The sequence below is a fragment of the Pseudovibrio sp. SCP20 genome (assembly GCF_057774105.1).
Genome location: NZ_JBYMDH010000001.1, coordinates 976594 through 999981 on the forward strand (window position 1 = coordinate 976594; position 23388 = coordinate 999981).

A 23388-nucleotide genomic window follows, 5' to 3' on the forward strand; every position below is an offset into this window, starting at 1 on the left:
CGATGGCGGCGGTCATCGTCGCCATCACTGTCCCTTCAGTGCGCTGCTTTGAGTTTTCTCAGGAAGTACCAAAGCACTCCAACCACCAATGGCACAGATGCAGCCATGCCCACAGCGGGATCAATCGGCGACCCAAACGTCTTGGCACCTTTCAGCGCATACCCAATCAGACTGATCACATAATACGAGATCGCCGCGATGGAGAGACCTTCCACGGTCTGCTGCAAGCGCAACTGATACTTGGCACGCTGATCCATCGAGCTCAACAGATCCCGGTTCTGCCGTTCCAGTTCCACATCCACCCGGGCCCGTAGCAAACCCACTGCGCGTGTTAACTTGCGAGACAGATTGGCTTGTCGTTCTTCAATGGCCCGGCACGTCTGCATGGCAGGGGCGAGCCGCCGGTTCAAGAAACGCCCGATCATGTCGTAACCGGAAACGCTGGCCTCTCCCAGTGTCTCAAGTCGGCGCCTGACAATGTCAGAATAAGCCCGCGTCGCACCAAACCGGAAAAGGCTTTCCATGGCAGAGGCCTCCAGATCAGCGGCCAGCGAGGAAAGATCTGACAAAAGCTCTTCGTTTTGAGCCAATGACTGTGGTTTGCCGCTACCAGAGTTGCGAAGCTGTGAAGTGATCTGCACCAAATCACTCTCAATCCGGCTGACGATGACCTGCTGCTTGCGCGCTTCATAAAGCCCTAGCAGAGAGAGTGTCTTGTAGGTCTCCAACTCCAACACTCGTCGCACCGTTGCTCCGAGCTCCAATGGAGAGAGCCCATGATCCAGCAGCAGAAAAGAAACAATGCCCTCATCGTTGGCCTGAAAGTCAGTCACCAACGTCGCGCGCCCTTCAATCACCTCAGAGACAGTGAGACTTGCTGCGTCAAACTCTTCAAGCAGTTCTTCTGAGAGTGGAGAGACTGCGGTTTTTACGGTGAGCTGAACGGCAGCAATCAGCTCGCCGGGAGGAGAGAGTTTGCCACTGGCGAACAAAGAGGAGCTGATAGACTGATCATAACTGAGAGCTGCTTTCAGAGGCTTTTCAATGGCATAGGTGGAGAACTCGCTGTGTTGCTCCCAACGCAGTGAGTAGCCCTCAAAGGCATGATGCAAATAATGCTCTGAAGCCTCATCAGAATGCTCACCAGTAAAGGTGGAAAGCGCTTGTCGCTCTGCGTGTTTCCGGTCCTGATCCACCATGAAGGCATACTGCAAAATCTGCCATTCACCTTGGATCGGCACAAAGGGGCGTGCATGGACTTCCGCAAGAATAGCTTGCCGAAGCGGGTGTTCAGCAAATGGCTGAGCTTCAGGTGTCGCTTCCAACAGATCGTCTAGTTCACTCAATGCGCCCCTCATGATCTTCATGCCCGAAAGGTTGAGTGTGAAGCAGACTGCATTTGTGATCTACATAAAACTACGTATTGCGCGCGATTGTCGCAGGGTGGTCGTTGCAATCAATGCGAAATCTAAGTCGAATTCTCAGGGTTCATCACAGTGAACTCTAAGACTTGTAAACTAAACACAGCGCCCAAAACATCACCTGTTGAGGGCTGAATATGAGAGTGCCACTTGCTGCGGTCCTGTTGACCTGTTCCACCGCTCTGGCTTGGGCAGAGCCTGATTTTCCTCAAAAAAACAATCGATGGTTTGAAGCTGCGGAAGCTGAAATCCAGAATAAGCTGGCTCAACAACCCATCACAAAGCCTGCCAAAAACATCATCCTGATGATCGCGGATGGCAATGGCATCGCAACCAACTACGCCACGCGCATCTTTCAGGGCCAGCAAAACGGATTGCTGGGGGAGGAAAACGTTCTGCCTCAGGAGGCCTTTCCTCACAGCGCCTTGGTCAAGACCTACAACGTCAATGCGCAAACACCAGATTCTGCAGGAACCGGCACGGCTTTTCACTCAGGGGTCAAAACCAAATCCGGTGTGCTGGGTGTCGATGAAACAGTGAACTTTGCCGATTGCTCGGCAGTGAAAGCGGGCAGTGTCGCGACAATTGCAGAGGTTCTGGCTGCCCAAGGCAAAGCTGTCGGCATCATCACAACAGCCAGCCTGACAGACGCAACACCAGCCTCCGCTTACGCTCACGTGGCCTCAAGGCGCTATGAGGATGATGCCAGCGTGCCGGACGGCTGTGATGTTCCGGATATCGCTGTACAGCTGCTGGATCAGATCAAAAACAGCACCATCGACATTGCTATGGGAGGAGGGCGTCGCCACATGCTCCCTGAAACGGCGACAGACAAAGACAGCAAAGACCGAAACCGAAGGGATGGCCGTAATCTCATTGACGAAGCCAAAGAGTTTGGCGCCACCTATGTGTGGGATGAGAAATCCTTCAGCGAACTTGATCCGTCCGCAGGCAAGCCAGTGCTTGGTGTGTTCAGTTCAGGTCACATGGATTACGACTATGACCGAAAAGACCAGCCATCCCTCGCAGAAATGGTGAAACTGACCATTGAATCGCTTCAGACTAATGAAAACGGCTTCTATATGCTGGTGGAAGGAGGTCGTGTTGACCACGCCAACCATGCCGGAAACTTGTTCCGTGCCCTGACGGATGGCGTTGCATTTGCTGAAGCTGTCGCCATGGCAGAGCAGATGACCAGTGATCAGGATACGCTGATCATCGTGACAGCAGACCACGCCCACACGCTCTCTTTTAATGGCTATTGTGGTCGCGGGTCACCCATCAACGGCCTGTGCATGGGCATCGACAACAACGGCGTCAAACACACTGATGAAATGCTTCTGGGGCTGGATGGCAAGCCCTTCACTGTTGCAGGTTACTTGAACGGCACAGGCTCCATTCTGACAGAAGAAAACAACTGGTTTGGCACACGTCCTGTTGTCTCTCAGGAAGAAGCGCTGGATCCGGACTACAAACAGCAATCGCTGCTTCCGCTGGACAAGGAAACGCATGCGGGAACGGATGTTGCTGTCTATGCCAAAGGCCCATGGGCGCACCTGTTTGATGGCACGATTGAGCAGAACTACATCTTCAACGTCATGAACTACGCCGCCAACGCCAAAGAAGAGGAGTAATGGCGCTTGGTACCTTGTTGTATCATACGCAAAAACGACTTTGGCGTTTCTCGGACCTCGTGAAAATTTGTCGGGGGATCAGGCCAGTTTAGCCTCGAAATGCACACTGACCTGACGTAGGTTTCGGGCTCATTTTGCAAAAGTGAGTTCCGATGATTGATTTCGAAAAGAAGTTGGAAGCCGCGCTGAAAGCGCATGATCAGAGCGATGATGCCAGTCATGACCTCTACCACGCCCGCCGCGTAAAATTGGCTGCGCTGGATATTGCCACCCGTCGCGGTGAAGGGGATGAGGAAGTACTTGTCGCTGCTGCCTATTTGCATGATCTGGTCAACGTTCCCAAGAACTCCCCGGACCGCGCAAAAGCCTCCAAGCTCTCTGCAGATGCAGCTGAACCGATCCTACAGGAACTTGGTGTTTCTGCGGATAAAATCGAGCGCATCAAACACGCCATTGAAGCGCACAGCTTCTCAGCTGAAATCGAGCCACAAACCATCGAAGCCAAGATCCTGCAGGATGCAGATCGTCTGGAATCCCTCGGTGCTATTGGTATTGCCCGCACGTTCTACATCGCCAAAACCATGAACTCTAACCTGTTCCATGGTGGTGACTTGTTCGCCAGCGAGCGTGAGCTTGATGACAAAGCCTTCGGTGTCGATCACTTCGCTCTGAAGCTATTGAAACTGCACAAAACTATGCAGACCAAGGAAGGCCGTGAAGTCGCCCGCGAACGCACCGACTACATGATAGGCTTCCTGAAGCAACTGGCCGCTGAAACAGGCTTCACCTATCCAGAACATCACGATCTCTGGATCGAAGAAGAAGCGCCGAAAGTCGCCTCCTGAACCTCAGTCCTGAAAGGACTTGAGAGACGGGAAAGTGATATCCGGATCCTGGATGGTCTGCTCAAATGGGCCATCCGGATGTTCCATGGTTTTCAGCAGATTAGTACCCAGCAGAACGCCAGCCTCTTGAATGTCTTCACTGATATTGTCGATATGCGGATCAATCTGATGCAGCGTCTGCGAACTTGATTTCACCACTGCATCAAAATCCAGCCCACGCGCTTTTCCAGCCTGACGGTAGCCGTTTGCAATCGCAAGGAAAGATGTTTCACCCGGACAGATGAACCCATCCGGTGCTTCTGGTGAGCTGGCGATGTTTTTCGCCCATTCAAACACCTCCGGCATATCCGAATCCAGACTGATACCACCCGGAATATAGCTCTGCAGCCCTTCCTGACGAATGGCGCGCATATAGCCGTAGTTCAGATGCTGGTGGAATGTGAACTGGTTAGGAGGCAGGATAATGCAAATCCGTCGCCGCCCTTTCTGCATCAATCGCAGCACAGACTCGTAGGCAAACTTCTCGTTGTCATAGTCAACGTAGGAGTGCTGATAGCCGAACTCCGTCCGCCCATGGGTGGTGAACGGAAAGCTGCGCTCCCTCAGGAAACGTACCCGCTCATCAAAAGGCCTTGTCCGCGAGAAGATGATTCCGTCCGCCAGTTTATTGCGCACGATGTACTGAACCGGCTCAATCGGATCACCACCAAGAAACTGCGGTGTCACGTTCAAATGATAATCCGTCCCCGCCAAAGCATGGGCCACACCGGTGATCAGGGAGTTTCCAAACCCAAGGATTTCGTTGTGTGGATCGAGAATCAACGAAACAACTTTGGTCTTGCCCGTACGCAACCTTTGAGCGGCACGGTCAGGAACATAGCCGATTTCTTCAGCAACTTTACTTACGCGCAGGCGGGTTGCCTGTGCAATCTTTTCATCCCCCTGAAGCGCCCGCGAGACAGTTGTCACCGCAAGACCGGTGATTTCCGCAATTGTCTTCTGCGTCGGTTTTGAAGCGGAGTGAGAGGAGGAAATTGTTGGTTTTTTCGTCGGCATATGAAACCAGTTTACCTCCCGTAAGTCAGTCAGATCTTCATTATAACGATGCAACAAATTCAGTGAGTAGCATTTGATACAAAAAAGATCATTCAAGTCAATGGCTTCACTTTTGGCATTGACAGATCCGATATTTGTAACGTTATAAGTACTATGTTAGTCGTATTTTTGTGTAGAAATTTTAAGTTGTGATCGGGAGGCAACACATGCACAAACTACTAGTGAAAACCACATCCGCTCTGGCACTGCTGGCTGCAACAGCAACCACATCCGTAGCGGCAGACGTGGAAGTTCTGCACTGGTGGACTTCAGGCGGTGAAGCGGCTGCGCTGAACGTACTGAAGAAAGACTTGGAATCTCAGGGCATCGGTTGGGCTGATATGCCTGTAGCAGGCGGCGGCGGTGAATCCGCAATGACCGTTCTGCGTGCACGCGTAACAGCTGGCAACGCGCCAACTGCAGTTCAGATGCTCGGTTTCGACATCCAGGACTGGGCGAAAGAAGGCGCTCTGGCTGACCTGAACGCAGTTGCTGCAAAAGAAGGCTGGGACAAAGTTGTTCCTGCTGCTCTTCAGCGTTTTGCGAAGTACGATGGCAAGTGGATCTCCGCGCCAGTAAACGTACACTCCACCAACTGGGTATGGGCAAACAAAGCAGTGCTGGACAAGCACGGCATTGCAGCTCCAACCACTTGGGAAGAGTTCACCGCAGCGCTTGATAAGCTGAAAGCAGCTGGCGTAACACCACTCGCACACGGCGGTCAGGCTTGGCAGGACGCAACCCTGTTCGACGCAATCGTCATGAGCACCGGTGGCGCAGACTTCTATAAAGCTGCATTCATCGATCTGGACGAAGCTGCTCTTGGTTCTGACACCATGAAAGAAGCGTTTGACCGCATGGCAGTCCTGCGCGCAAACGTTGACGAAAACTTCTCCGGTCGTGACTGGAACCTTGCAACTGCAATGGTCATCAACGGCGAAGCTGGTTTCCAGATGATGGGTGACTGGGCAAAAGGTGAGTTCCTCGGCGCTGGCAAAAAGCCAGGCGAAGACTTCCTCTGCTTCCGCTTCCCAGGCACGCAGAACCAGGTCACCTTCAACGCTGACCAGTTCGCAATGTTCGATCAGGGCGGTGAAGTGTCCAAAGAGCAAGCTGCTCTGGCAAGCGCGATCCTTTCTCCAACCTTCCAGTCTGCGTTCAACGTAGTGAAGGGTTCTGTTCCTGCACGTACCGACGTTTCCGACGAAGCGTTTGATGCATGTGCAAAGCAGGGCATGAAAGATCTGGCAGCAGCTGCAGCAAGCGGCAACCTCTTCGGTTCCATGGCGCATGGCCACTCTGCACCAGCATCCGTGAAAAACGCCATTTATGACGTTGTAACTGCACACTTTAACGGTGAGTACGACTCCGCTACCGCTGTTGAAGAGCTGGTAGACGCTGTCTCCATCGCGAAGTAATTTTAAGTGGGGCCGATGCGTCGGCCCCATTTTTCCCAAAACAACATAAAATCTGGGGGCAGGGATCATGGTCGACCAGACCACTTCATCCGTTGCCATGGCCGCTGACTATCAAGCGCCAACGGCAGTAAAACCGGACCTGCGGACAAGACTCCAAAATCTCATTCCAAAACTGGTGCTATCACCCTCCTTGGCTCTGATCTTGGTCTTTGTCTATGGATTTATCATTTTCTCCGTATATCTCTCCTTTACAGGAAGCCGCATCCTGCCGGTTTATGACTGGGTAGGGCTGGAGAACTATGAAAAGCTATTCCGGCTGCGGCATTGGTCCATTGCCATCAAAAACCTCGGCATCTTCGCCGGTCTGTACATCGCAATCTGTACAGCTATCGGCTTGAGCCTTGCGATTTTTCTGGACCAGAAGATCCGCGGCGAAGGCTTCTTGCGTCCAATCTTCCTGTATCCGATGGCGCTCAGCTTCATCGTGACAGGTACAGCATGGAAATGGTTCCTCGATCCGGGCATCGGCCTTGAGCACACCATGCACCTGTGGGGCTGGGAAAGCTTTGAGTTTGACTGGATCAAAAACCGCGACTTTGCAATCTACACCGTTGTGATTGCTGCGGTCTGGCAAACATCTGGCTTCGTAATGGCCATGTTCCTTGCTGGTCTGCGCGGCATCGATAATGAGATTCTCAAAGCAGCTCAGATCGACGGTGCGTCCAACTGGAACATGTACCGCCGCATCATCATTCCGCAGCTGCGTCCGGCATTCCTGTCAGCCTTCGTGATCCTGTCGCACCTCGCCATCAAGTCCTACGACCTTGTCGTGGCATTGACTGGTGGTGGACCGGGCCGCGCTACTGAGGTGCCAGCGACCTTCATGTACTCGTACACCTTCACGCGCAACCAGATGGGTATTGGTGCCAGTTCCGCTGTTATCATGCTCATGACCATTGCCGCGATCATGGTGCCGTATCTTTATGCCGAACTGCGGGAGAAGAAGTAATGTCCGTAGCCTCGACAGATAATGCCATCAACACAGGGCGCATCACGCGCGCGTTCATCTACCTGATGTTGATCCTGTTCGCCACGTTCTACCTGCTGCCATTTGGCATTATGGTCATCAACTCCGTGAAGCCGCTCTCTGAAATCACAGGCGGCAACATGATGGCGCTGCCTCAGGTCTTCACGCTGGAACCATGGCTGAAAGCCTGGAACAGCGCGCAGATCGGCGTTGAGCCAACAGGTCTGAAGCCGTACTTCTGGAATTCCCTGAAAATGGTGTTCCCGGCTGTTGCGATCTCAACCGTTCTGGGTGCTTTGAATGGTTACGTGCTGACCAAGTGGCGCTTTAAGGGTGATACCATCCTGTTCGGTCTGATGCTGTTTGCCTGCTTCATTCCGTTCCAGATCGTGCTGATCCCAATGGCGCGTGTACTTGGTTTTCTCGGCATTGCGGGCTCTACACCGGGTCTTGTTCTGGTGCATGTGGTTTACGGCCTTGGCTTCACCACGCTGTACTTCAGAAACTACTATCAGGTGTTCCCAACAGAGCTGATCCGCGCAGCGCAGATTGATGGGGCAGGGTTCTTCCGTATCTTCTGGCGCATCATGCTGCCAAGTTCAGGTCCAATCATCGTGGTTTCCGTCATCTGGCAGTTCACCAACATCTGGAATGACTTCCTGTTTGGTGCGTCCTTTGCGGATCTTGATAGTCAGCCAATGACCGTGGCTCTGAACAACCTCGTCAGCTCTTCAACGGGCGTCAAAGAATATAACGTTCATTTTGCCGGAGCGATCCTCGCCGCATTACCGACACTGCTCGTGTACATCGTGGCTGGCCGCTACTTCGTAAGAGGCCTGATGGCCGGATCGGTGAAGGGATAAGTACTATGAGCTTTCTGAAAATCAACAATGCGACCAAGTCTTACGGCTCTACAAAGGTGCTTCACAACATCGATATCGACGTAGAAGAAGGGGAGTTCCTCGTTCTCGTCGGGCCGTCTGGTTGCGGTAAGTCTACTCTGCTCAACATGATCGCGGGTCTAGAGGACATCACCTCCGGCACCATCGACATCAAAGGGCAGACCATGAACGGGGTCCACCCGTCCAAGCGTAACATCGCCATGGTGTTCCAGTCCTACGCGCTGTATCCAAACATGACCGTAGGCCAGAACATCACGTTCGGTCTGGAAATGCACGGCGTTGCCAAGGCTGAGCGCGACAAGTCCATGAACGAAGTCGCTGAGATGCTGCAGATCAAGCAGTTGCTGAACCGCAAGCCGGGACAGCTCTCAGGTGGTCAGCGTCAGCGTGTGGCCATGGGCCGTGCGCTTGTGCGTGACCCGGATGTGTTCCTGTTCGATGAGCCGCTCTCCAACCTTGATGCAAAGCTGCGTGTGGACATGCGCACTGAGATCAAGAAGCTGCACCAGAAGCTTGGCACCACAATCGTTTACGTGACACACGACCAGATCGAAGCAATGACGCTGTCCACGCGCATTGCTGTGATGAACGGCGGTTACGTGCAGCAGTTGGGCACGCCAAAAGAGATCTATGACACGCCTGCGAACCTGTTTGTGGCAAGCTTCATGGGTTCTCCAAGCATGAACCTGGTGCCTGCAAAGGTTGTTGCCAACGGCGATGGTATCTTCGCGCAGCTGCCAACCGGATTGAGCGATCAGGTGAACCTCAAGTTCTCCAACCCGACAGAAGCTTTGAAAGGCTTTGATCAGAAGGAAATCGTACTGGGCATCCGTCCGGAAGCGATCACCGATCCTGAAGGGGCGGACCGCAAGGCTAAGCACATTGAGCAGATCACCAACCGTGTCATCGTCACTGAGCCAGCAGGCTCAGACACCTACGTGATGTCTTCTCTGGGGGGCAAAGACTGCAACGCACGTATGCGGGCTGATGCGCAGGTAACTGCTGGTCAGGACGTCCCGTTTGCGATCAACATGGATAAAGCAATCCCGTTTGATCCATCCTCTGAAATGCGCATCGCGTAATTTCAAAGATAAGAGCACTTTCAAAAGCCGGAGTGGTTCACTCCGGCTTTTTTTATTAATCCAAGATCTCCCAGATTTTCTCATCTATCAGGTCGTGCCATTCAGACTGTGTGACCTCAACGATCTCATAGTGGCCCATGGCAACGCTGCAAAGGATCACATCCACGGGCAGCTCTCTCAGTCTGCGCAATGTTGCCACCAGTTCTTGCCTGTTTCCCCCATCACTGGTCATCACCAGCGTTTTGAAACGGCCATTATCCAGATAGATCGTATCGCCGGTAAACAGGTAGTTCCTTCCAGTGGGAGAGGCATAATAGAAGCACAGATTGTTGTCCGTATGCCCCGGCGTATAAAGCGCCTGAAATCCGTCGTCTCCGGCAAATGGCCCGTTGCCTTTAAGAAGTCGATCTGGAGCGACATCACCAGAAAAGAACTTGGCAATGTTTTCATGCCCGATGAGCTTTGAGCCAAGCACGAAACGCAATTCTCCCAGACTCTCTGAGATTTCGTGATTGTGAGTCAGATACTGCTCATCAACGCCGCCCATCTCACGTAACTGATGTGCGACATCCTGATTTTCAAAATGTGAAATCAGGATGTTCCGATCCGGTGTTTTCAGAAAATATGCATGGGAGAGCAATGTCGTAAATCGCTTCTCCAGAGGGACCTGCCACAGATCATCGTAAATCTTCTTCATCAGTTATTCCTTATTGGCTCTTGATTACTGCCATGATCTCTTCTAATTCCTCAAGTAATGTTGAGGTCAAGGCATAAAAATGAAGGAATGACAATGGTCTCCTTGCAAGGGCTAACCGTCGGGCAGGTCGCTGAGCGCAGCGGCATCGCCGTCTCAGCGGTACATTTTTACGAAGAAAAAGGGCTCATCAGCTCCTGGCGCAACAATGCGAACCACAGAAGATACTCCGCTGCCGTCCTGCGCAAGATCGCAGTGATCAAGGCCGCGCAGAAGCTGGGCGTACCGCTTAAGGAGATCAAAGCGGCCATGGATCAGCTGCCCAACGAGAAGAAGATCTCAGCGGGTGACTGGGCCAAACTTTCCACGTGGTGGCAGGATGATCTAGATAAGCGCATTGCTGAACTGCAAGACCTGCGCGAAGGCCTCAACGAGTGCATTGGCTGCGGCTGCCTCTCCATGACAGACTGCCATCTCCTCAACCCGGAAGATAAAATGAAAAGCCAGGGGGCAGGCGCACACCTGCTGGGATGGCGCAGAAAGCCATACACTGAGAACGCCTGACTCAGCGGAATCAAACAGCTACACGCATGACCTGAATCTGATTCAGAACTTTAAGTGAGACGCTTAGAGCAGAGCTGTCCCCACGCTCATCCCGCCACAGACAAACAGCGTCTGCCCGGTGATGAAGCTGGACTTGGGATCTGCAAAGAACATAAAGGCATTGGTGATGTCTTCCACCGTACCAATGCGGCCAACCGGAATACCATCAGCCAGCTTCTGCTCTTGCTCGCTACCTTTAGGAATAATGCCCCAGAAGTTGTCGGTCTTCACCGGACCGGGCGCAACCACATTCACCGTAATCTGATGCTGCGCCAGCTCCAGTGCCCATGTCCGCGCCATACCAATCATACCCGCTTTGGAAGCACTGTAGGCCGTCCGCGTCTTGGCCCCCAAAGCCGCACGAGAACCATTAAACAAAACCCGCCCAAACTGCCGCTCTTTCATGCTCGGCAAGAAAGCCTTGAGCAGCGTCAGAGCTGAGCCCAGATGAAGCTGGGCCAGACCCGAAATGTCATCCGCTTCAGCCTCTTCAATCAGGTTGGGAAAGATCAGCCCTGCATTGTGAATGAGATGTGTCACCTCATGCTCAACCGCAATTGCCTCAGCTGCTGTGCTCACTTGGCCCTGATCCAGCAGGTCTGTCTGATGGAAGTGGAGCTTTGGGTGCTCAAACTCAGGCGCCCGGCGCGACAGGCAAATCACCGTATAGCCAGCCTCCAGCATCTCCTTCGCCAAAGCCGCACCAATGCCCTTGTTGCCGCCAGTGATGACCGCAGTGAACTGTTCAGACATCAACGTCTCTCCTTTGGCACAAGCGCCAGCACGCGCAAGGGGCTGCCAGTCCCGCCCTTAATCTTCAGAGGTGCACATAGGATCATGGCACCTGTTGCTGGCAGTTGATCCAGATTGCACATGCACTGCAGTCCATATTTGCCAGCGCCATGCAGATAAAAGTGAGCCGGATAGGGCGGCGTATAATGCGCACCTTGGCCAGCATCCGTCCCCACAGTCTCTGTGCCAAAGCCGCGGATACCGCGCTCATCAATCAGAAACCGGATCGCCTCTGGCGTTGGTCCCGGTGAATGCGGCCCGTCATCACGCATATTCAGGTAAGCCGCCCCACTGCGCTTACTCCAGTCCGTGCGCATGAACACCCAGCTGTCCGCTGGAATACGCCCGTGCTCAGCCTCCCATGCCGCAATGATCTCTGGCGTCAGCTCAAAGTCATCATCCTGCGCAGATCCTTGCGAGCAATCGATCACCACAACCGGCCCAACAAAGTGCTCAGGCGGAATGGAATCCACCGTGTTGTTGGGCAGATCCTTGCCGGAAATCCAATGGATCGGTGCATCAAAGTGCGTGCCTGTATGCTCCGAGCAGGTGAAGGTGTTCCATTTCCACGCCGGACCGCGATGATCATAGGCAGAAATCTCTTCCATCCGAAAGCGCGCGCACTGTCCAAACTCGGGCGGCAGGATGATCACCGGAAAGTCCGGATCAAGCGTGTGCGTTAGGTCCACCACCTCGACGTCACCGGAGAGCAAAGCAGAGCTAAGCAACTCGACCGGATTTGCCAGTTTTTCTTTCAAGGCTTCCATGGTCACAGCGCCTCCAGACTTGTCATTTCTTTTTCAAGCACCTTCGGGCTTTCCATGAATTTGCGACGGATGTCCTTGGCAATGTCGCCCACATACACATCCTCCAGCCCCGCTTGCAGCGCCTTCACTAACTCCCGTGCCAGCGTGGCTTCTGGCACCTTGGGCGGCGGCAAAGGCTGATGCCACTCATCCTCAGTCGGCCCGCAATACACATTCACCACCCGCACACCAGACGCCGCCATCTCTGCCCGCAGGCACTGCGAGAGGGAATGCGCGGCGGCATTGGAGGCGGAGAAACTGCCGAAGCCAGGATTGCTCACAAACGAGTAAACTGAGAGCACATTCACCCACGCCACCGCACTGTTCACCCCATCTGCACTGCGTCCTGCCATCGCTGGAGCAAAGGCCTGCGCCAGACGCATCATGCCGAAATAGTTGACCTGCATCTCGTCCATAGCAAAGCCCACATCCCCGCGACCCTGAATGCCACCGGGGCGCACAAAGCGGGCGTTGTTGATCAGGATATCGACCTTGCCGCCAAACTCGCCTGCAAGTTCCTGAACGGAGGACGTGTCAGTCACATCTAAAGAAACCAGCTCAACACCTTGAAGAGACTCCAGTTTGGAGCGGTCAGGGTAGGGACGCCAACTCTCAGCCTCTCCAACAAATACCGCAGAAGCTCCAGCCTCCAGCAGGCTCTTTGCCAATGCATAGGCATTTGGATTGCGTGCGTCCGTAATCAGAATGCGTCGGAACTTCGGATCACAGGTAAGCTCACGAAGCTGCATATCATCCTCCTGCAAAGGGGCTTTCTCCATTGACAAAGCAAGCAAAACGCTTTGCCCGGATTTATCCAGCCGATTGATTAGCTGAACCTCATCACCAACCGCCACTTCGCTGTGCAGATGGCACATAACGGAAGGCCCAATATCCAGATGCACTGTCCCCAGCCGCCACGGCGTACGTTCGCGGAAATAGGTGTTCGTGCTCGTGCGCACCGTGGATGTCGCAATCAGCTTCCCGCGCGGCGAAACATCCTGCCAGACCAGCTTCTCCGATAAACAACAGGCACAAGCATCTCGTGCAGGGTATTGAACGGATTCACAATCTGGCTCCGCACAGACCTGCAGCATAAACCGGCCCTCAGCAGCGGCTGCGGCCATAAACAGAGCAGATCTGCTGCGATAATGGGAAGGCAACGTCGGCACGCGGGTGCGCACCTGCGGGTTCTTTTTCGGCGGTTTTTGAAGCGGTATCACCATCAGCTCGCACCCTCCAGAAGTGCCGCACTGGTGCAAACGCCGCGGTCGTAGTTGATCACCCCAAAGCCAGAGACCAGCGCGCGCTTGGCATCCGCAACTTGTGTCGCCCCAGCCGTGCCCGTCACCTGCCTTATCGCTTCCACTAAACCGATAAACCCACCAGCAGCCCCGGCCTGACCAGCTGAAAGCTGCCCGCCGGAGGTGTTGTGCGGAAAGTCGCCGGAAACCGTCAGGTCTTTGTCTGCGATGAACCGCGCCGCTTCGCCTTTTGCGCAAAAGCCAAGGTCTTCCATCTGCATCATCACGATGACCGGATAATCATCATAGGTCTGCAATAGATCGACGCTTTCAGGACCATGCCCCGCCATGCCATAAAACTCATCAACATCCATCGCCCAGCCACCGCGCATCTGGATCGGGTCTTCAGGAAACGCATTGTGCCGTTCAATGGTTGCGCTGATGTGGGCGTAAGGAATGCCAGCAGCTACTGCATCTTCCTCCCGCATCACCAAAAACGCCTCGGCCCCAGCCACCGGCATCACGCAATCAAACAGGGTGATCGGATCACTGATCTCACGGCCCGCCAAATAGGCGTCCATAGTCAGTGGCTTCTTCATCACCGCATTCTCATTGCGCAAAGCATTGTCCCGCTGAGAAACGCAGATCCGCCCAAAGTCCTCGCGGCTTACCCCAAACTCGCGCATGTAATAGTCGGTCAGCAGCGCAAAGCAGGCATTCGGCCCGCCAGAGCCATAAGGGTAGGAGGCATCCTGCGCGAACCGCGAAAAGCTGGAAAGCATACGGCGGAAACTGTCCACGTGATTGGTATCGCCCGCAACGCACGCCACCACAGAGGCATCCCCACATTGTACTGCTCGGGCAGCCCGGCGCAGCGCACTCGGCCCACTGGCACCGCCCTGCGGAATGTGATCCAACCACCGCGGAACCAGCCCCAGATGCTGGGTTAGCCCCACAGCGGTATCCGGAAACAGTGAAAAGCTGGCGACAGAAAATCCATCAATATCGCGCGGTGTTAATCCGGCAGTTTTAATGGATTGCCGCAGCGCCTTGGCAATCCACCAATGAGCCGTTTCAGTAGAATAGCGCTCATAAGGCGTGCTGGCTGGTGCCGCCACCACAACCCCGTCATACCCCATGCGTTTGCGTGGCTTGATCATGAAACCAACTGCCTCCGCTTCAGGTGGATGGTGTCGAATGCCTCAGATTTCTCCAGCAACTCCAATGCCATCTGCTTTTGTGCAGCCCGCTGGATTTTCTGCGTCCCCGTCAGCTTCAGTGAGCTGCAAAACGCGATGTAGCCGGGCACTTTGTAATAAGCCATGCGCTCCAGCCCCCAGCGCACAATCGCTTCTGCAGCGTCCTTGGTTTGATCACCACGCCAGACGATGGAGGCGAACACCTCATCACCGCGAATGGCATCCGGCACCGGACAAACAGCCACCGCTTCAATGTCCGGATGCTGCATAAGAACGGACTCCACATCCACCGCAGCAATGTTCTCACCACTGCGCCGGATCACGTTCTTTTTGCGGTCCACAAAAAAGAAGTCACCATCTTCATCCCGGCGAACAATATCACCCGTATGGAACCAGCCGCCGTCCCATGCCTCATTCGTGGCAGCATCATCCTTAAAGTAATGGGAGAAGAACCCAACCTGTGGATCATCTCCCTTGCGGCGCACCAGCAACTCTCCGGGCTCGGTGCCTTCAATCGGCACACCATCATCACCCATGATGCACACATCCATCTTTGGGCCGGGCTTGCCAAGGCAGTTCATGCCACGCTTGCGCGGCTCCTGATTGGCGGCAATCACAGAGCCAGCACCCGTTTCTGTCATGGCCCAGGCTTCCACCAGAGGAATGCCGAAGCGCTCTTCAAACGGAATGTGCAGCTTGGCATCAATGCCAGCGCCAAAGCCAAAACGAGCGGAATGAATCTTATCTTCCGGCGCTTCCGGCAAGCTCATCAGAATAGACGGCATCACACCCAGATAATGCAGGCAAGTTGCATGGCTATCGCGCACATTCTGCCACCAGGATCGTGGATGGAAACGGTCCAGAACTGTCAGGCAACCACCAACCGCCACCATAGCCATAGCTGAGTACGCCATCGCATTCATATGAAAGATCGGCAGCGGCGTTATCATCCGCTCACCATCTTCTTTCAGCATGCACGTGCCGCCTGCTTTGGCGTACCAGTGACCCGCCTCCAGAAAATACCGATTAGCCAACACGCACCCCTTTGGGCTGCCCGTTGTGCCCGAAGTGTAAAGCATTGCCGCTGGATCATCCTGCGCAGCCGAATAGCTTGCAGTGTCAGGAGCGCGCAGAACGGGCAGGGCATCTGCCAGTGTCACGCAGGCAAAGCCTTGCCCACTGTCGCGCGCAGCCTGTTCCATATCAGCTTTACGTTCAGGCGTAGAGACCGCCAGAACGGGCTCAGCATGTCTGCCGATATACTCAAGCTCAGAGCTTTGCAGATCCGGATTGATCGGCACGATCACCACGCCGAGCGCATTAAGCGCCAGCCAATGCAGGAAGAAGGCAGGGCGGTTCTCAAGCAACACCAGTACCCTGTCACCAGCCTGCAAACCAGCTTGCCGATAACGCTCCTGAGATTCCCGCGCCTGCGCCAACGCCTCAGCGTAAGACGTTTCACCCGATGCAATGCCGTAGACCTTTGCGGTTTCCGGCAAAACATTCAAAAAAGGTCGCTCCTGCCACTTTTCAGCAGCGGCACGAAACGCGCCGAAAACAGATTTATGCTCAATCATTCAAAAAACCTGTTTTCTTAAATGAACAGCTGAATGTTGCCAAAGGCAGCATCGCAGTTGAGCAGATCAACCCGCTTCAGTTTGATCTTCAGCTCATCCTCAACCATCTCAAAATGATGGTGAACGGTCGCTGCCAGCAAAAACTGGTCATCCAGCCGCGTCTCCACATAATGAACGGCTGTACGGGTCACGAACTCCCCCGCCTTTGGATCAAATGCCTCAACACTCGGGCGGTTGAGAACATGAGAACAGCGGCTCTTTGGTTTTTGAGAGAAGGTGCGCAGGCCCTTGAGGCGCTCAACACGAAGCTTCCGCAAAAACGCATCCTCATACATAAGAGAGGTCATGTTTTTCGGGTCTTCCTGCTGATAATCCAGCGGCATCCAGTAGTAGCTGTCCGCAGCCCACAGCTCCAGCCACTCGTCAAAGCGGCCTTCATCAATCACTCGGGCTTCATGGTAGACAAGGTCGATCAAATCATCACGCGTCGGCAAGGTCACGAGCTTCGGCCTCCATGCTTTCAACGGTAAACTTCTTCCAGGCGTGGAACTGATTGCGCATCTGCCGTTCCGTGGTGCCGTTCTCTACGGCCTCAAGGTCGAGGTCTTCGCCTTCCTCATAAAGGCGCTGCACATTCACCCATTCAAGCTCCTGACAATGCAGGCCTTCCTGCGCGCGCTCATACATCTCCAGATCATCGTGCCCCACAATGGAGGTCGGCGCGTTGATCAGGCGGTTGTACATGGCCGTGCGCTCCAGCAGCATGTCCGGAGCGCCAACAAGACGGAAGATATAGCTCTCAACCAGCGTCTTGTTGGCAGCCAGCGGAATGAACACACGTAGCTGCTGGATAGGGCCTTTGATCATGATGTTTGGGAAATAAACCGTGTTGTGCCGGTTCTCACCCAAAATGGCCTTGGCCCGTTTTTTGCCATAAGCTTCTTCCATCATCTCCAGATAACCCGGAATAGCGGAGTAATCTGAGTGAATGGAGTGATGCACACCCGTATGACCGTGTCCATTCGGCCAGGTGCGAATACCCATATCTTCAAAAAACTCATAGGGAGACATGAATGGCGCAATCACCTCCATCGCCATGGGCGTTTTGGTGTTCTCGTCCTTCTCTAGGGATTCCCAGATTTCAACGGCAGTACCCGCTGAGCTTTCATGAGCAACCATTGGGTGGCAAGTGTCCGTCTGGTTGTCGACCAGCATCTTCCAGTTACAGTTGTGCATGTAGCGCAGTGGCGGGCCTGCCACCTCAAGCTTTCCAACCGGAGAGCGGTCAATCATGTTATCGAGTGAGGAGAGGGAGCCGCCGAAGAAGTCTTCGAAGCTGATGCCGTCCTGCTTCATGCGTACAAAGATAAAGCCGCGATAGTTCTTCACCGCACCGACAGGCGGCAGACCGCTTTGTCCAGCCTCACTCTGCTCAAAACCGGTGTCTTTGTAGCCCTTCTTCAAAGGGATCGCGAGCAGCTTGCCATTGGTACGGAACGACCACGCATGATACGGGCAGCGGAAAAACTTGCCCGTGTTGCCAGCACGATCAATGACGATCTTGGTACCTTTGTGCGGGCAGCGATTGTGCAGAACATACACCTCGCCATCCGTGTGACGCGCCAACAAAATAGGCTGAGCAGCCACTTCAGTCGCAAAGTAATCACCCGTATTCGGCACCTGACTTTCATGCCCCACATAAACCCACGTGGAGGCAAACAGGTGCTTCATTTCAAGGTCAAAAACTTCATCGTCAATATAAAGGTCACGATGAACCTCAGCAGGGCGCACAAGATCGGCCACCGCCTGCGGGTTATCTTTGTATTTCATGGTCATAAGCTTCCCTCCCAAAAAGCTTAAATCACAGACCCCAGAGCTAAAATCGCGTCCCACCAGAGCCTGCGAGAATAAAGGCCTTCTATAAATCCAGCACCAATCGTTTGGACTTGGCCCGCGACACGCAAATATGCATCACGTCACCAGCCGCTTTTTCATCATCTGTCAGCACTACATCCCGGTGGTCCGGCTCACCTTCCAGCACATCCACCTGACAAATCCCGCAGTCCCCGCGCTGACAATCGTAGACAAGGTCAACCCCGCCATCCTCCAGCACGTCCACAATGGATTTATCCTGCGGCACCCAGAAAACCTCACCAGAGGACTTCACCTCCACCTCAAACCCATCTCCACCATCATCACCGGAAGGGGCAGGGCTTGCAAACAGCTCAAAGTGGATCTGTTCTTTGCCAAACCCGGCGCTCAGGGCTTGCTCGCGTACTGCTTCAATCATGCCTTTAGGGCCACACACATATATACGGCTGGAAGTATCGAGCGTTGGAATGAGAGCGCCAAGGTCAAGGCAACGTGCAGGATCATCATCGTGGTGGAGCGTCAAAGCCTTACCGCACAGCTCGGAGAGTTCCTCCTTAAACGCCATGGTTTCAAGCGAGCGGCCAGAGTAGTGCAGGGCGTAAGGTTTGCCCGCGCGCTTCAGCGCTGCTGCCATGCTGACGATCGGCGTTACACCAATACCGCCTGCCATCAGAACAACCGGTCTGTCGTCCTTAATCAACGGAAAATCGTTCTTTGGGGCCTCCACCTGAATCGCATCGCCCACCTGCAAAGAGTGCATGAAAGCCGAACCGCCACTTCCGTCTTGCTCCAAAAGTATACCAAGAGTGTATCGTTGATTCTCGTAGGGTAAGTTTTCACCAAAATCGATCAGCGAATATTGGCGTGAGGAGCCATCCTTAAGTTGAACTGCGATATGTGCACCAGCTTCAAATTGTATGAGCGGCCCATTATCTTCGGCTTTTAAATCAAATCTTTTGATTTTCGGGGCGACCGTCCGAACCCCCTCAATAATAAGTGTTTTCATGCTTTTTGGCATCCTCCCTCAGAGCCAAAACAAGGAGAGTCTCCTCTCGCATAAATGATAAATATAATATGCGATATCATATAAAACGATGTCAATGCATGAATCGGAATTAGTTTCCATTTCATATTTGTGCTTGATTAACGTACGGTATGTGTGCACATTTTTCTCATTCATCCTGTATTCTCTGGGGAGGGAGAACATGAATAAGAAGTTCAAGATATTTGCAGCTGCAACTATTGCCGCGCTCTCCGTCAGCGCATCTGCCATGGCGCAGGAAACCGTATTGCGTATGTCCAGCTGGCTGCCGCCGGCACACCCAATCGTAAAAGGCATGATGGTGCCTTGGGCTGCCAAAGTAAAGGAAGTGACAGAGGGGCGCGTCTCTGTTCAGATCCTCGACGCACCGCTTGGCCCGCCACCAGCTCACTTTGATCTTGCCGCCAATGGCATTGCAGATCTCACTTACGGCGTGCACGGCTACACACCGGGCCGCTTCAAGCTCACACAGATTGCCGAGCTGCCATTCCTCGCAAAAGATGCCACCAGCCTGTCCGTGGCATACTGGCGTCTCTATGAGAGTACGCTGGCAAAAGCCAATGAGCACCGTGGTGCGAAAGTGCTGGGCGTCTTCACCCATGGCCCGGGCCTGCTGTACACCACTGATCGTGCCGTCTCACCTCTGAGTGAGCTGAAAGGCGCAAAAATCCGCGTGGCGGGCAGCATCACCAACCAACTTGTGCAAGCCATGAACATGGTCGCCATTCAGGCACCAGCGCCGCAGTCCTATGAGATCCTCTCAGGCGGCATTGCGGACGGTATCGTGTTCCCGACAGAATCCATCCCGTTCTTCAAGCTGGATGGCCTGCTCAGCAACGGCCTGCGCGTTGACGGTGGCCTGTACAACGTCTCCTTCTTCTTCATCGCCAACAACGCCAAGTTCTCCAGCCTATCTGAGGCAGACCAGAAGGCCATCGAGGCCATCTCTGGTGAAGCATTCTCCCGCCTAGCTGGCGCGGCCTGGGATGCAGCAGATGCATGGGGTCTTGAGCAGATGCAGGGCAAAGTGACCATTCACGACGCCACCGCAGAAGAGCGTGCTCAGTTGGAAGAAGCCACCCGTCCAATGTTTGACGGTGTTGCCAAATCCTACGGCGAAAAAGGCATCGACTTCGAAGTTGCCATGGACATGCTCCAGAAAGAAGTTGCAGCGGTTGCCTCTGAAAAATGAGTGGGAATCTGGTTGATATAGCAGCGCGCGCCCGGCGAAAACTTCGCTCGGGCGCCTCTGTTCTCTGCGGACTACTGCTTCTGGCGCTGGTTGCTGTAACAGTGGTCGACGTAATCGGTCGGTACCTGTTTGCAAGCCCATTGCCCGGAGCGCCGGAATACACCGAGCTGCTGCTCATGGCGGTGATCTTCACCGGACTGCCTGCGGTTTGTCTGGATGACGGTCACATCACAGTGGACCTGTTCACCTCCAAGTTCAGAGGCGGCCTGGCCTCTCTGCAGCTGTTCTTCTCCCGCATCTTCGTTGCCATCGTGCTAGCGGTGGTGGCGTGGGAGCTGTGGAAGCATGGAAACCAGCTGTCGAGCTATCAGGAAGTCACAGTCTATCTGCGCGTGCCGCTGGCACCGTTTTCCAAAGCAGCCGGTGTCATCAGTGCCTTTTGCGCATTCATCACATTTGTGCTGGCAGTTCTAAGAATTCCAAGAGGTGTTGGGGGCGGTTCCTGATGGAATGGTATTTGGGTCTTGCCATCCTGATGGCATTGATTTTTGTGGGTGTGCCCATTGCCTTTGCAATGGCAGCCGTTGGTTTCTTCGGAGTGGCCTCCATTATTGGCCTTCCTCCGGCATTTCACCTTGTCGGGCAGGTCTATTTTGACAGTGGCCGTAGCTACACCTTGTCTGTGGTGCCGCTGTTCCTGCTCATGGGCAATCTCATCGTACAGTCCGGCATTGCCAGCGACATGTATACGGCAGCGAACGCGTGGCTGCGTCACCGCAAAGGCGGTCTGGCCATGGCAACAATCGTGGCCTGTGGTGGCTTTTCATCCGTTTGCGGATCATCTTTGGCAACCACCGCGACCATGGCCCGCGTCTCGCTGCCCGCCATGCGCCGCTTCGGCTACTCTGACCGTCTGGCTGCTTCGTCAATCGCAGCAGGTGGAACACTGGGTATTCTGATCCCGCCTTCCGTCATTCTCGTCATCTACGGCATTCTCACACAGCAAAACATCGGCGCGTTGTTCCTGGCAGGCATCCTGCCGGGCCTTGTCGGTGTCATCGGCTACATGCTTGCCGTGCGCCTGTCCCTTGTCATGTACAAGGAAGAGCTGGAGGTTCAGAGCAAACTGCCATTGATAGAACGCATCATCGCACTGCGTGGCGTCTCCTGGGCTCTGCTGCTGTTCATCTGTGTGCTTGGTGGTATCTATCTGGGTGTCTTTACCGCAACCGAAGCTGCTGGCATCGGAGCAGGGGGCGCACTGGTGCTTACCGCTGCGCGAGGCAAGCTGACATATCGTGACACGCTCAACACCCTGTTTGAGACAGCAAAAACCACCGCAGTGATGTTCTTCATTCTGTTTGGAGCGCTGTACTTCCTCAACTACGTCAACATTTCCGGCCTCACCACCGATCTGCGGGGCTGGGTTAATGCGTTGGGTGTGGGGCCATATGCCATTATCACCATGATCGTGCTGATCTATCTGGTGCTGGGGTGCCTGCTGGAAAGCCTGTCTATGGTGACACTCACCGTGCCGATTCTCTTTCCAATCGTGACAGGGCTGGGGTTTGACCCGATCTGGTTCGGCATCTTTGTCATCATCGTTACGGAAATGAGCTTCATCACCCCGCCAATTGGCATGAATGTCTTCGTTATGCGCTCAGTTGCCCCTGAAGTGCCGGTCGAAAAGATATTTGTCGGTGTAGTTCCATTTGTAGCTATGGATGTTGTGCGCTTGATCCTGCTAATTGCAGTTCCGGGACTCGCACTTATTATTCCGTACTCAATGTAGCGCGGCGCAAAAACAAAAGAAGAGGTAGGCCGGTGGACGCAGACCTGAAAGAGATCGAAGCTCACGAAAAGGAGCCCGGCTTTGTTGATGGATACCTTTTGTATCTGTTGGCATCTGCAAGCCATCTGGCTTCCGGGCAATTTCATGAAGAACTCCGGGGCGCAGGCATACGCGTCCCGGAATGGCGTGTACTGGCCTGTCTGCGGGACGAAGACGGGCAGATGGTCACCCAGCTCGCACGCTTTGCTCTGATGGAGCAATCTCACCTGACCAAAACCATTGATCAGATGACGGAGCGCGGACTGGTCACAAGACGCTCTGATGAGGTGGACCGCCGCCGCGTGCGCATCTTCCTCAGTGATAAGGGCAGGGAGCTGGCCAACGGGCTGGTGTCACAGGCCAAGGCCCATGAGGACCGGTTGGTCCGGCAACTGGGTGCCAGCGACATTGCTCAGATCAAAAGTTTTCTCTCTCATATGGTTGAGACTCTCGAAAACAATGAATGATCACATATTTAAGCTATAATCTACAGGATTGCAGTTGCTATAAATATGTAAATGCATATAATCACTTTCAGGCTTCATGAAACAGATGGAGCTTGTTCAAAAAAGAAAGAGTGCACCTCATGAACGAGATTCTCGGTGATCAAGCTCCCGAAACTGAACAGGACGGACAGCACGCAAAACCGGTAACTGCGCCAAGAACTCTGGGCGAGGTCGGGCTCAATCATTTTGCGCCTTATCTGATGAACCGGATCATGGGCAGGTACAATGAGAGTTTGCGTGAAAAACTGACACGATCAGGGTTGTCGGTCGCCAAAATGAGAGCCTTGGCTGTGTTGTCAGTAGTGGACGGACTGATGATCAACGAGCTCTCTGTCTATTCGGTGATTGAGCAATCAACCCTGAGCCGGACACTGGATGCCATGGAAAAGGAAGGCCTGATCCATCGCAAAGCCAGTGAGCAGGACAACCGCGTGCGCCATATCTTCCTGACGGAAGCTGGACGCGCTGCGTTTGCGCAGATGTGGCCGCATATGCGCGACGAGTACACCGCAATGTTCGAGGGCGTCTCGCAAGCCGAGCATGATGCCTTTCTGATGACACTGCGCAAGGTACTGACAAACATTCGAAAGCACGACTTCTAGGGCGCTG

The 23388-nt window shown here is 54.0% G+C and carries 23 protein-coding genes; 12 read left to right on the forward strand and 11 right to left on the reverse strand.

What is annotated here, in order from left to right; translation table 11 throughout:
- Positions 1-35 precede the first annotated feature (35 nt).
- Positions 36-1346: a DUF3422 family protein gene (locus tag AC3CB2_RS04455; RefSeq protein WP_352930592.1), complete on the reverse strand. Its 1311-nt coding sequence runs from the start codon at positions 1344-1346 to the stop codon at positions 36-38.
- Between the two features lie 212 nt (positions 1347-1558).
- Here AC3CB2_RS04455 and AC3CB2_RS04460 point away from each other — a divergent pair, with 212 nt between their 5' ends.
- Both AC3CB2_RS04460 and AC3CB2_RS04465 read left to right on the forward strand, forming a co-directional pair.
- The gene (locus AC3CB2_RS04460) at positions 1559-3055 is read left to right on the forward strand and encodes an alkaline phosphatase (protein WP_352930590.1); all 1497 of its coding nucleotides are present in this window, start codon (positions 1559-1561) and stop codon (positions 3053-3055) included.
- Between the two features lie 152 nt (positions 3056-3207).
- On the forward strand, positions 3208-3900 hold the full coding sequence (locus tag AC3CB2_RS04465) for an HD domain-containing protein (RefSeq protein ID WP_352930588.1): 693 nt from the start codon (positions 3208-3210) through the stop codon (positions 3898-3900).
- A 3-nt stretch (positions 3901-3903) separates the two neighbouring features.
- On the opposite strand, the gene AC3CB2_RS04470 is transcribed toward AC3CB2_RS04465, so the two are convergent.
- Positions 3904-4956, reverse strand: coding sequence for a LacI family transcriptional regulator (locus AC3CB2_RS04470; RefSeq protein WP_352930586.1), 1053 nt, complete (start codon positions 4954-4956; stop codon positions 3904-3906).
- A 206-nt stretch (positions 4957-5162) separates the two neighbouring features.
- On the opposite strand from AC3CB2_RS04470, the gene AC3CB2_RS04475 reads away from it, so the two are divergent.
- The 4 genes from AC3CB2_RS04475 to AC3CB2_RS04490 all read left to right on the forward strand — a co-directional run bounded on the left by AC3CB2_RS04475 (position 5163) and on the right by AC3CB2_RS04490 (position 9424).
- On the forward strand, positions 5163-6413 hold the full coding sequence (locus AC3CB2_RS04475; RefSeq protein WP_008546428.1) for an ABC transporter substrate-binding protein: 1251 nt from the start codon (positions 5163-5165) through the stop codon (positions 6411-6413).
- Positions 6414-6477: 64 nt separating this feature from the next.
- Positions 6478-7422: a carbohydrate ABC transporter permease gene (locus tag AC3CB2_RS04480; protein ID WP_371260879.1), complete on the forward strand. Its 945-nt coding sequence runs from the start codon at positions 6478-6480 to the stop codon at positions 7420-7422.
- Positions 7422-8303 carry a carbohydrate ABC transporter permease gene (locus AC3CB2_RS04485; RefSeq protein ID WP_014285408.1) on the forward strand — a complete coding sequence of 294 codons (882 nt, stop codon included), beginning with the start codon at positions 7422-7424 and terminating at the stop codon, positions 8301-8303. Before AC3CB2_RS04480 ends, AC3CB2_RS04485 begins: the two co-directional genes overlap by 1 nt.
- Before the next feature lie 5 nt (positions 8304-8308).
- Entirely contained in the window at positions 8309-9424 is a 1116-nt protein-coding gene (locus tag AC3CB2_RS04490; protein WP_054782571.1) for an ABC transporter ATP-binding protein, read from the forward strand.
- Between the two features lie 55 nt (positions 9425-9479).
- Here the strand turns inward: AC3CB2_RS04490 and AC3CB2_RS04495 are convergent, their stop codons facing one another.
- Positions 9480-10121, reverse strand: a complete 642-nt coding sequence (locus AC3CB2_RS04495; protein ID WP_352930584.1) for an MBL fold metallo-hydrolase — start codon at positions 10119-10121, stop codon at positions 9480-9482.
- A gap of 93 nt (positions 10122-10214) precedes the next feature.
- On the opposite strand from AC3CB2_RS04495, the gene soxR reads away from it, so the two are divergent.
- On the forward strand, positions 10215-10682 hold the full coding sequence (soxR, locus tag AC3CB2_RS04500) for a redox-sensitive transcriptional activator SoxR (protein ID WP_352930582.1): 468 nt from the start codon (positions 10215-10217) through the stop codon (positions 10680-10682).
- Positions 10683-10745: 63 nt separating this feature from the next.
- On the opposite strand, the gene AC3CB2_RS04505 is transcribed toward soxR, so the two are convergent.
- From AC3CB2_RS04505 to AC3CB2_RS04540, 8 genes are all read right to left on the reverse strand, one after another.
- Positions 10746-11474, reverse strand: coding sequence for an SDR family NAD(P)-dependent oxidoreductase (locus AC3CB2_RS04505; protein ID WP_352930580.1), 729 nt, complete (start codon positions 11472-11474; stop codon positions 10746-10748).
- A complete protein-coding gene (locus AC3CB2_RS04510; RefSeq protein WP_352930578.1) occupies positions 11474-12280 on the reverse strand; it encodes a cyclase family protein in 807 nt (268 codons plus the stop codon). The genes AC3CB2_RS04505 and AC3CB2_RS04510 overlap by 1 nt, the downstream gene beginning before the upstream one ends.
- 2 nt (positions 12281-12282) lie before the next feature.
- Positions 12283-13542, reverse strand: a complete 1260-nt coding sequence (locus AC3CB2_RS04515) for an SDR family NAD(P)-dependent oxidoreductase (protein ID WP_352930576.1) — start codon at positions 13540-13542, stop codon at positions 12283-12285.
- Entirely contained in the window at positions 13542-14720 is a 1179-nt protein-coding gene (locus AC3CB2_RS04520) for a thiolase family protein (RefSeq protein ID WP_352930574.1), read from the reverse strand. The genes AC3CB2_RS04515 and AC3CB2_RS04520 overlap by 1 nt, the downstream gene beginning before the upstream one ends.
- Complete coding sequence (locus tag AC3CB2_RS04525; protein ID WP_352930572.1) at positions 14717-16336, reverse strand: AMP-binding protein; 1620 nt, start codon at positions 16334-16336, stop codon at positions 14717-14719. The genes AC3CB2_RS04520 and AC3CB2_RS04525 overlap by 4 nt, the downstream gene beginning before the upstream one ends.
- A gap of 17 nt (positions 16337-16353) precedes the next feature.
- Complete coding sequence (locus AC3CB2_RS04530; RefSeq protein ID WP_008546673.1) at positions 16354-16836, reverse strand: aromatic-ring-hydroxylating dioxygenase subunit beta; 483 nt, start codon at positions 16834-16836, stop codon at positions 16354-16356.
- A complete protein-coding gene (locus AC3CB2_RS04535; RefSeq protein WP_352930570.1) occupies positions 16817-18172 on the reverse strand; it encodes an aromatic ring-hydroxylating dioxygenase subunit alpha in 1356 nt (451 codons plus the stop codon). The genes AC3CB2_RS04530 and AC3CB2_RS04535 overlap by 20 nt, the downstream gene beginning before the upstream one ends.
- An 82-nt stretch (positions 18173-18254) precedes the next feature.
- On the reverse strand, positions 18255-18968 hold the full coding sequence (locus AC3CB2_RS04540; RefSeq protein ID WP_488393233.1) for a PDR/VanB family oxidoreductase: 714 nt from the start codon (positions 18966-18968) through the stop codon (positions 18255-18257).
- A gap of 445 nt (positions 18969-19413) precedes the next feature.
- Here AC3CB2_RS04540 and AC3CB2_RS04545 point away from each other — a divergent pair, with 445 nt between their 5' ends.
- The 5 genes from AC3CB2_RS04545 (at position 19414) to AC3CB2_RS04565 (ending at position 23381) form a co-directional block, all read left to right on the forward strand.
- On the forward strand, positions 19414-20442 hold the full coding sequence (locus tag AC3CB2_RS04545; RefSeq protein ID WP_083416459.1) for a TRAP transporter substrate-binding protein: 1029 nt from the start codon (positions 19414-19416) through the stop codon (positions 20440-20442).
- The gene (locus AC3CB2_RS04550) at positions 20439-20948 is read left to right on the forward strand and encodes a TRAP transporter small permease (RefSeq protein WP_352930566.1); all 510 of its coding nucleotides are present in this window, start codon (positions 20439-20441) and stop codon (positions 20946-20948) included. Before AC3CB2_RS04545 ends, AC3CB2_RS04550 begins: the two co-directional genes overlap by 4 nt.
- Positions 20948-22234, forward strand: a complete 1287-nt coding sequence (locus AC3CB2_RS04555; protein ID WP_008546800.1) for a TRAP transporter large permease — start codon at positions 20948-20950, stop codon at positions 22232-22234. The genes AC3CB2_RS04550 and AC3CB2_RS04555 overlap by 1 nt, the downstream gene beginning before the upstream one ends.
- A gap of 32 nt (positions 22235-22266) precedes the next feature.
- Positions 22267-22740 carry a MarR family winged helix-turn-helix transcriptional regulator gene (locus AC3CB2_RS04560; protein ID WP_352930564.1) on the forward strand — a complete coding sequence of 158 codons (474 nt, stop codon included), beginning with the start codon at positions 22267-22269 and terminating at the stop codon, positions 22738-22740.
- A 119-nt stretch (positions 22741-22859) separates the two neighbouring features.
- Positions 22860-23381: a MarR family winged helix-turn-helix transcriptional regulator gene (locus AC3CB2_RS04565; RefSeq protein WP_008546380.1), complete on the forward strand. Its 522-nt coding sequence runs from the start codon at positions 22860-22862 to the stop codon at positions 23379-23381.
- Positions 23382-23388 lie beyond the last annotated feature (7 nt).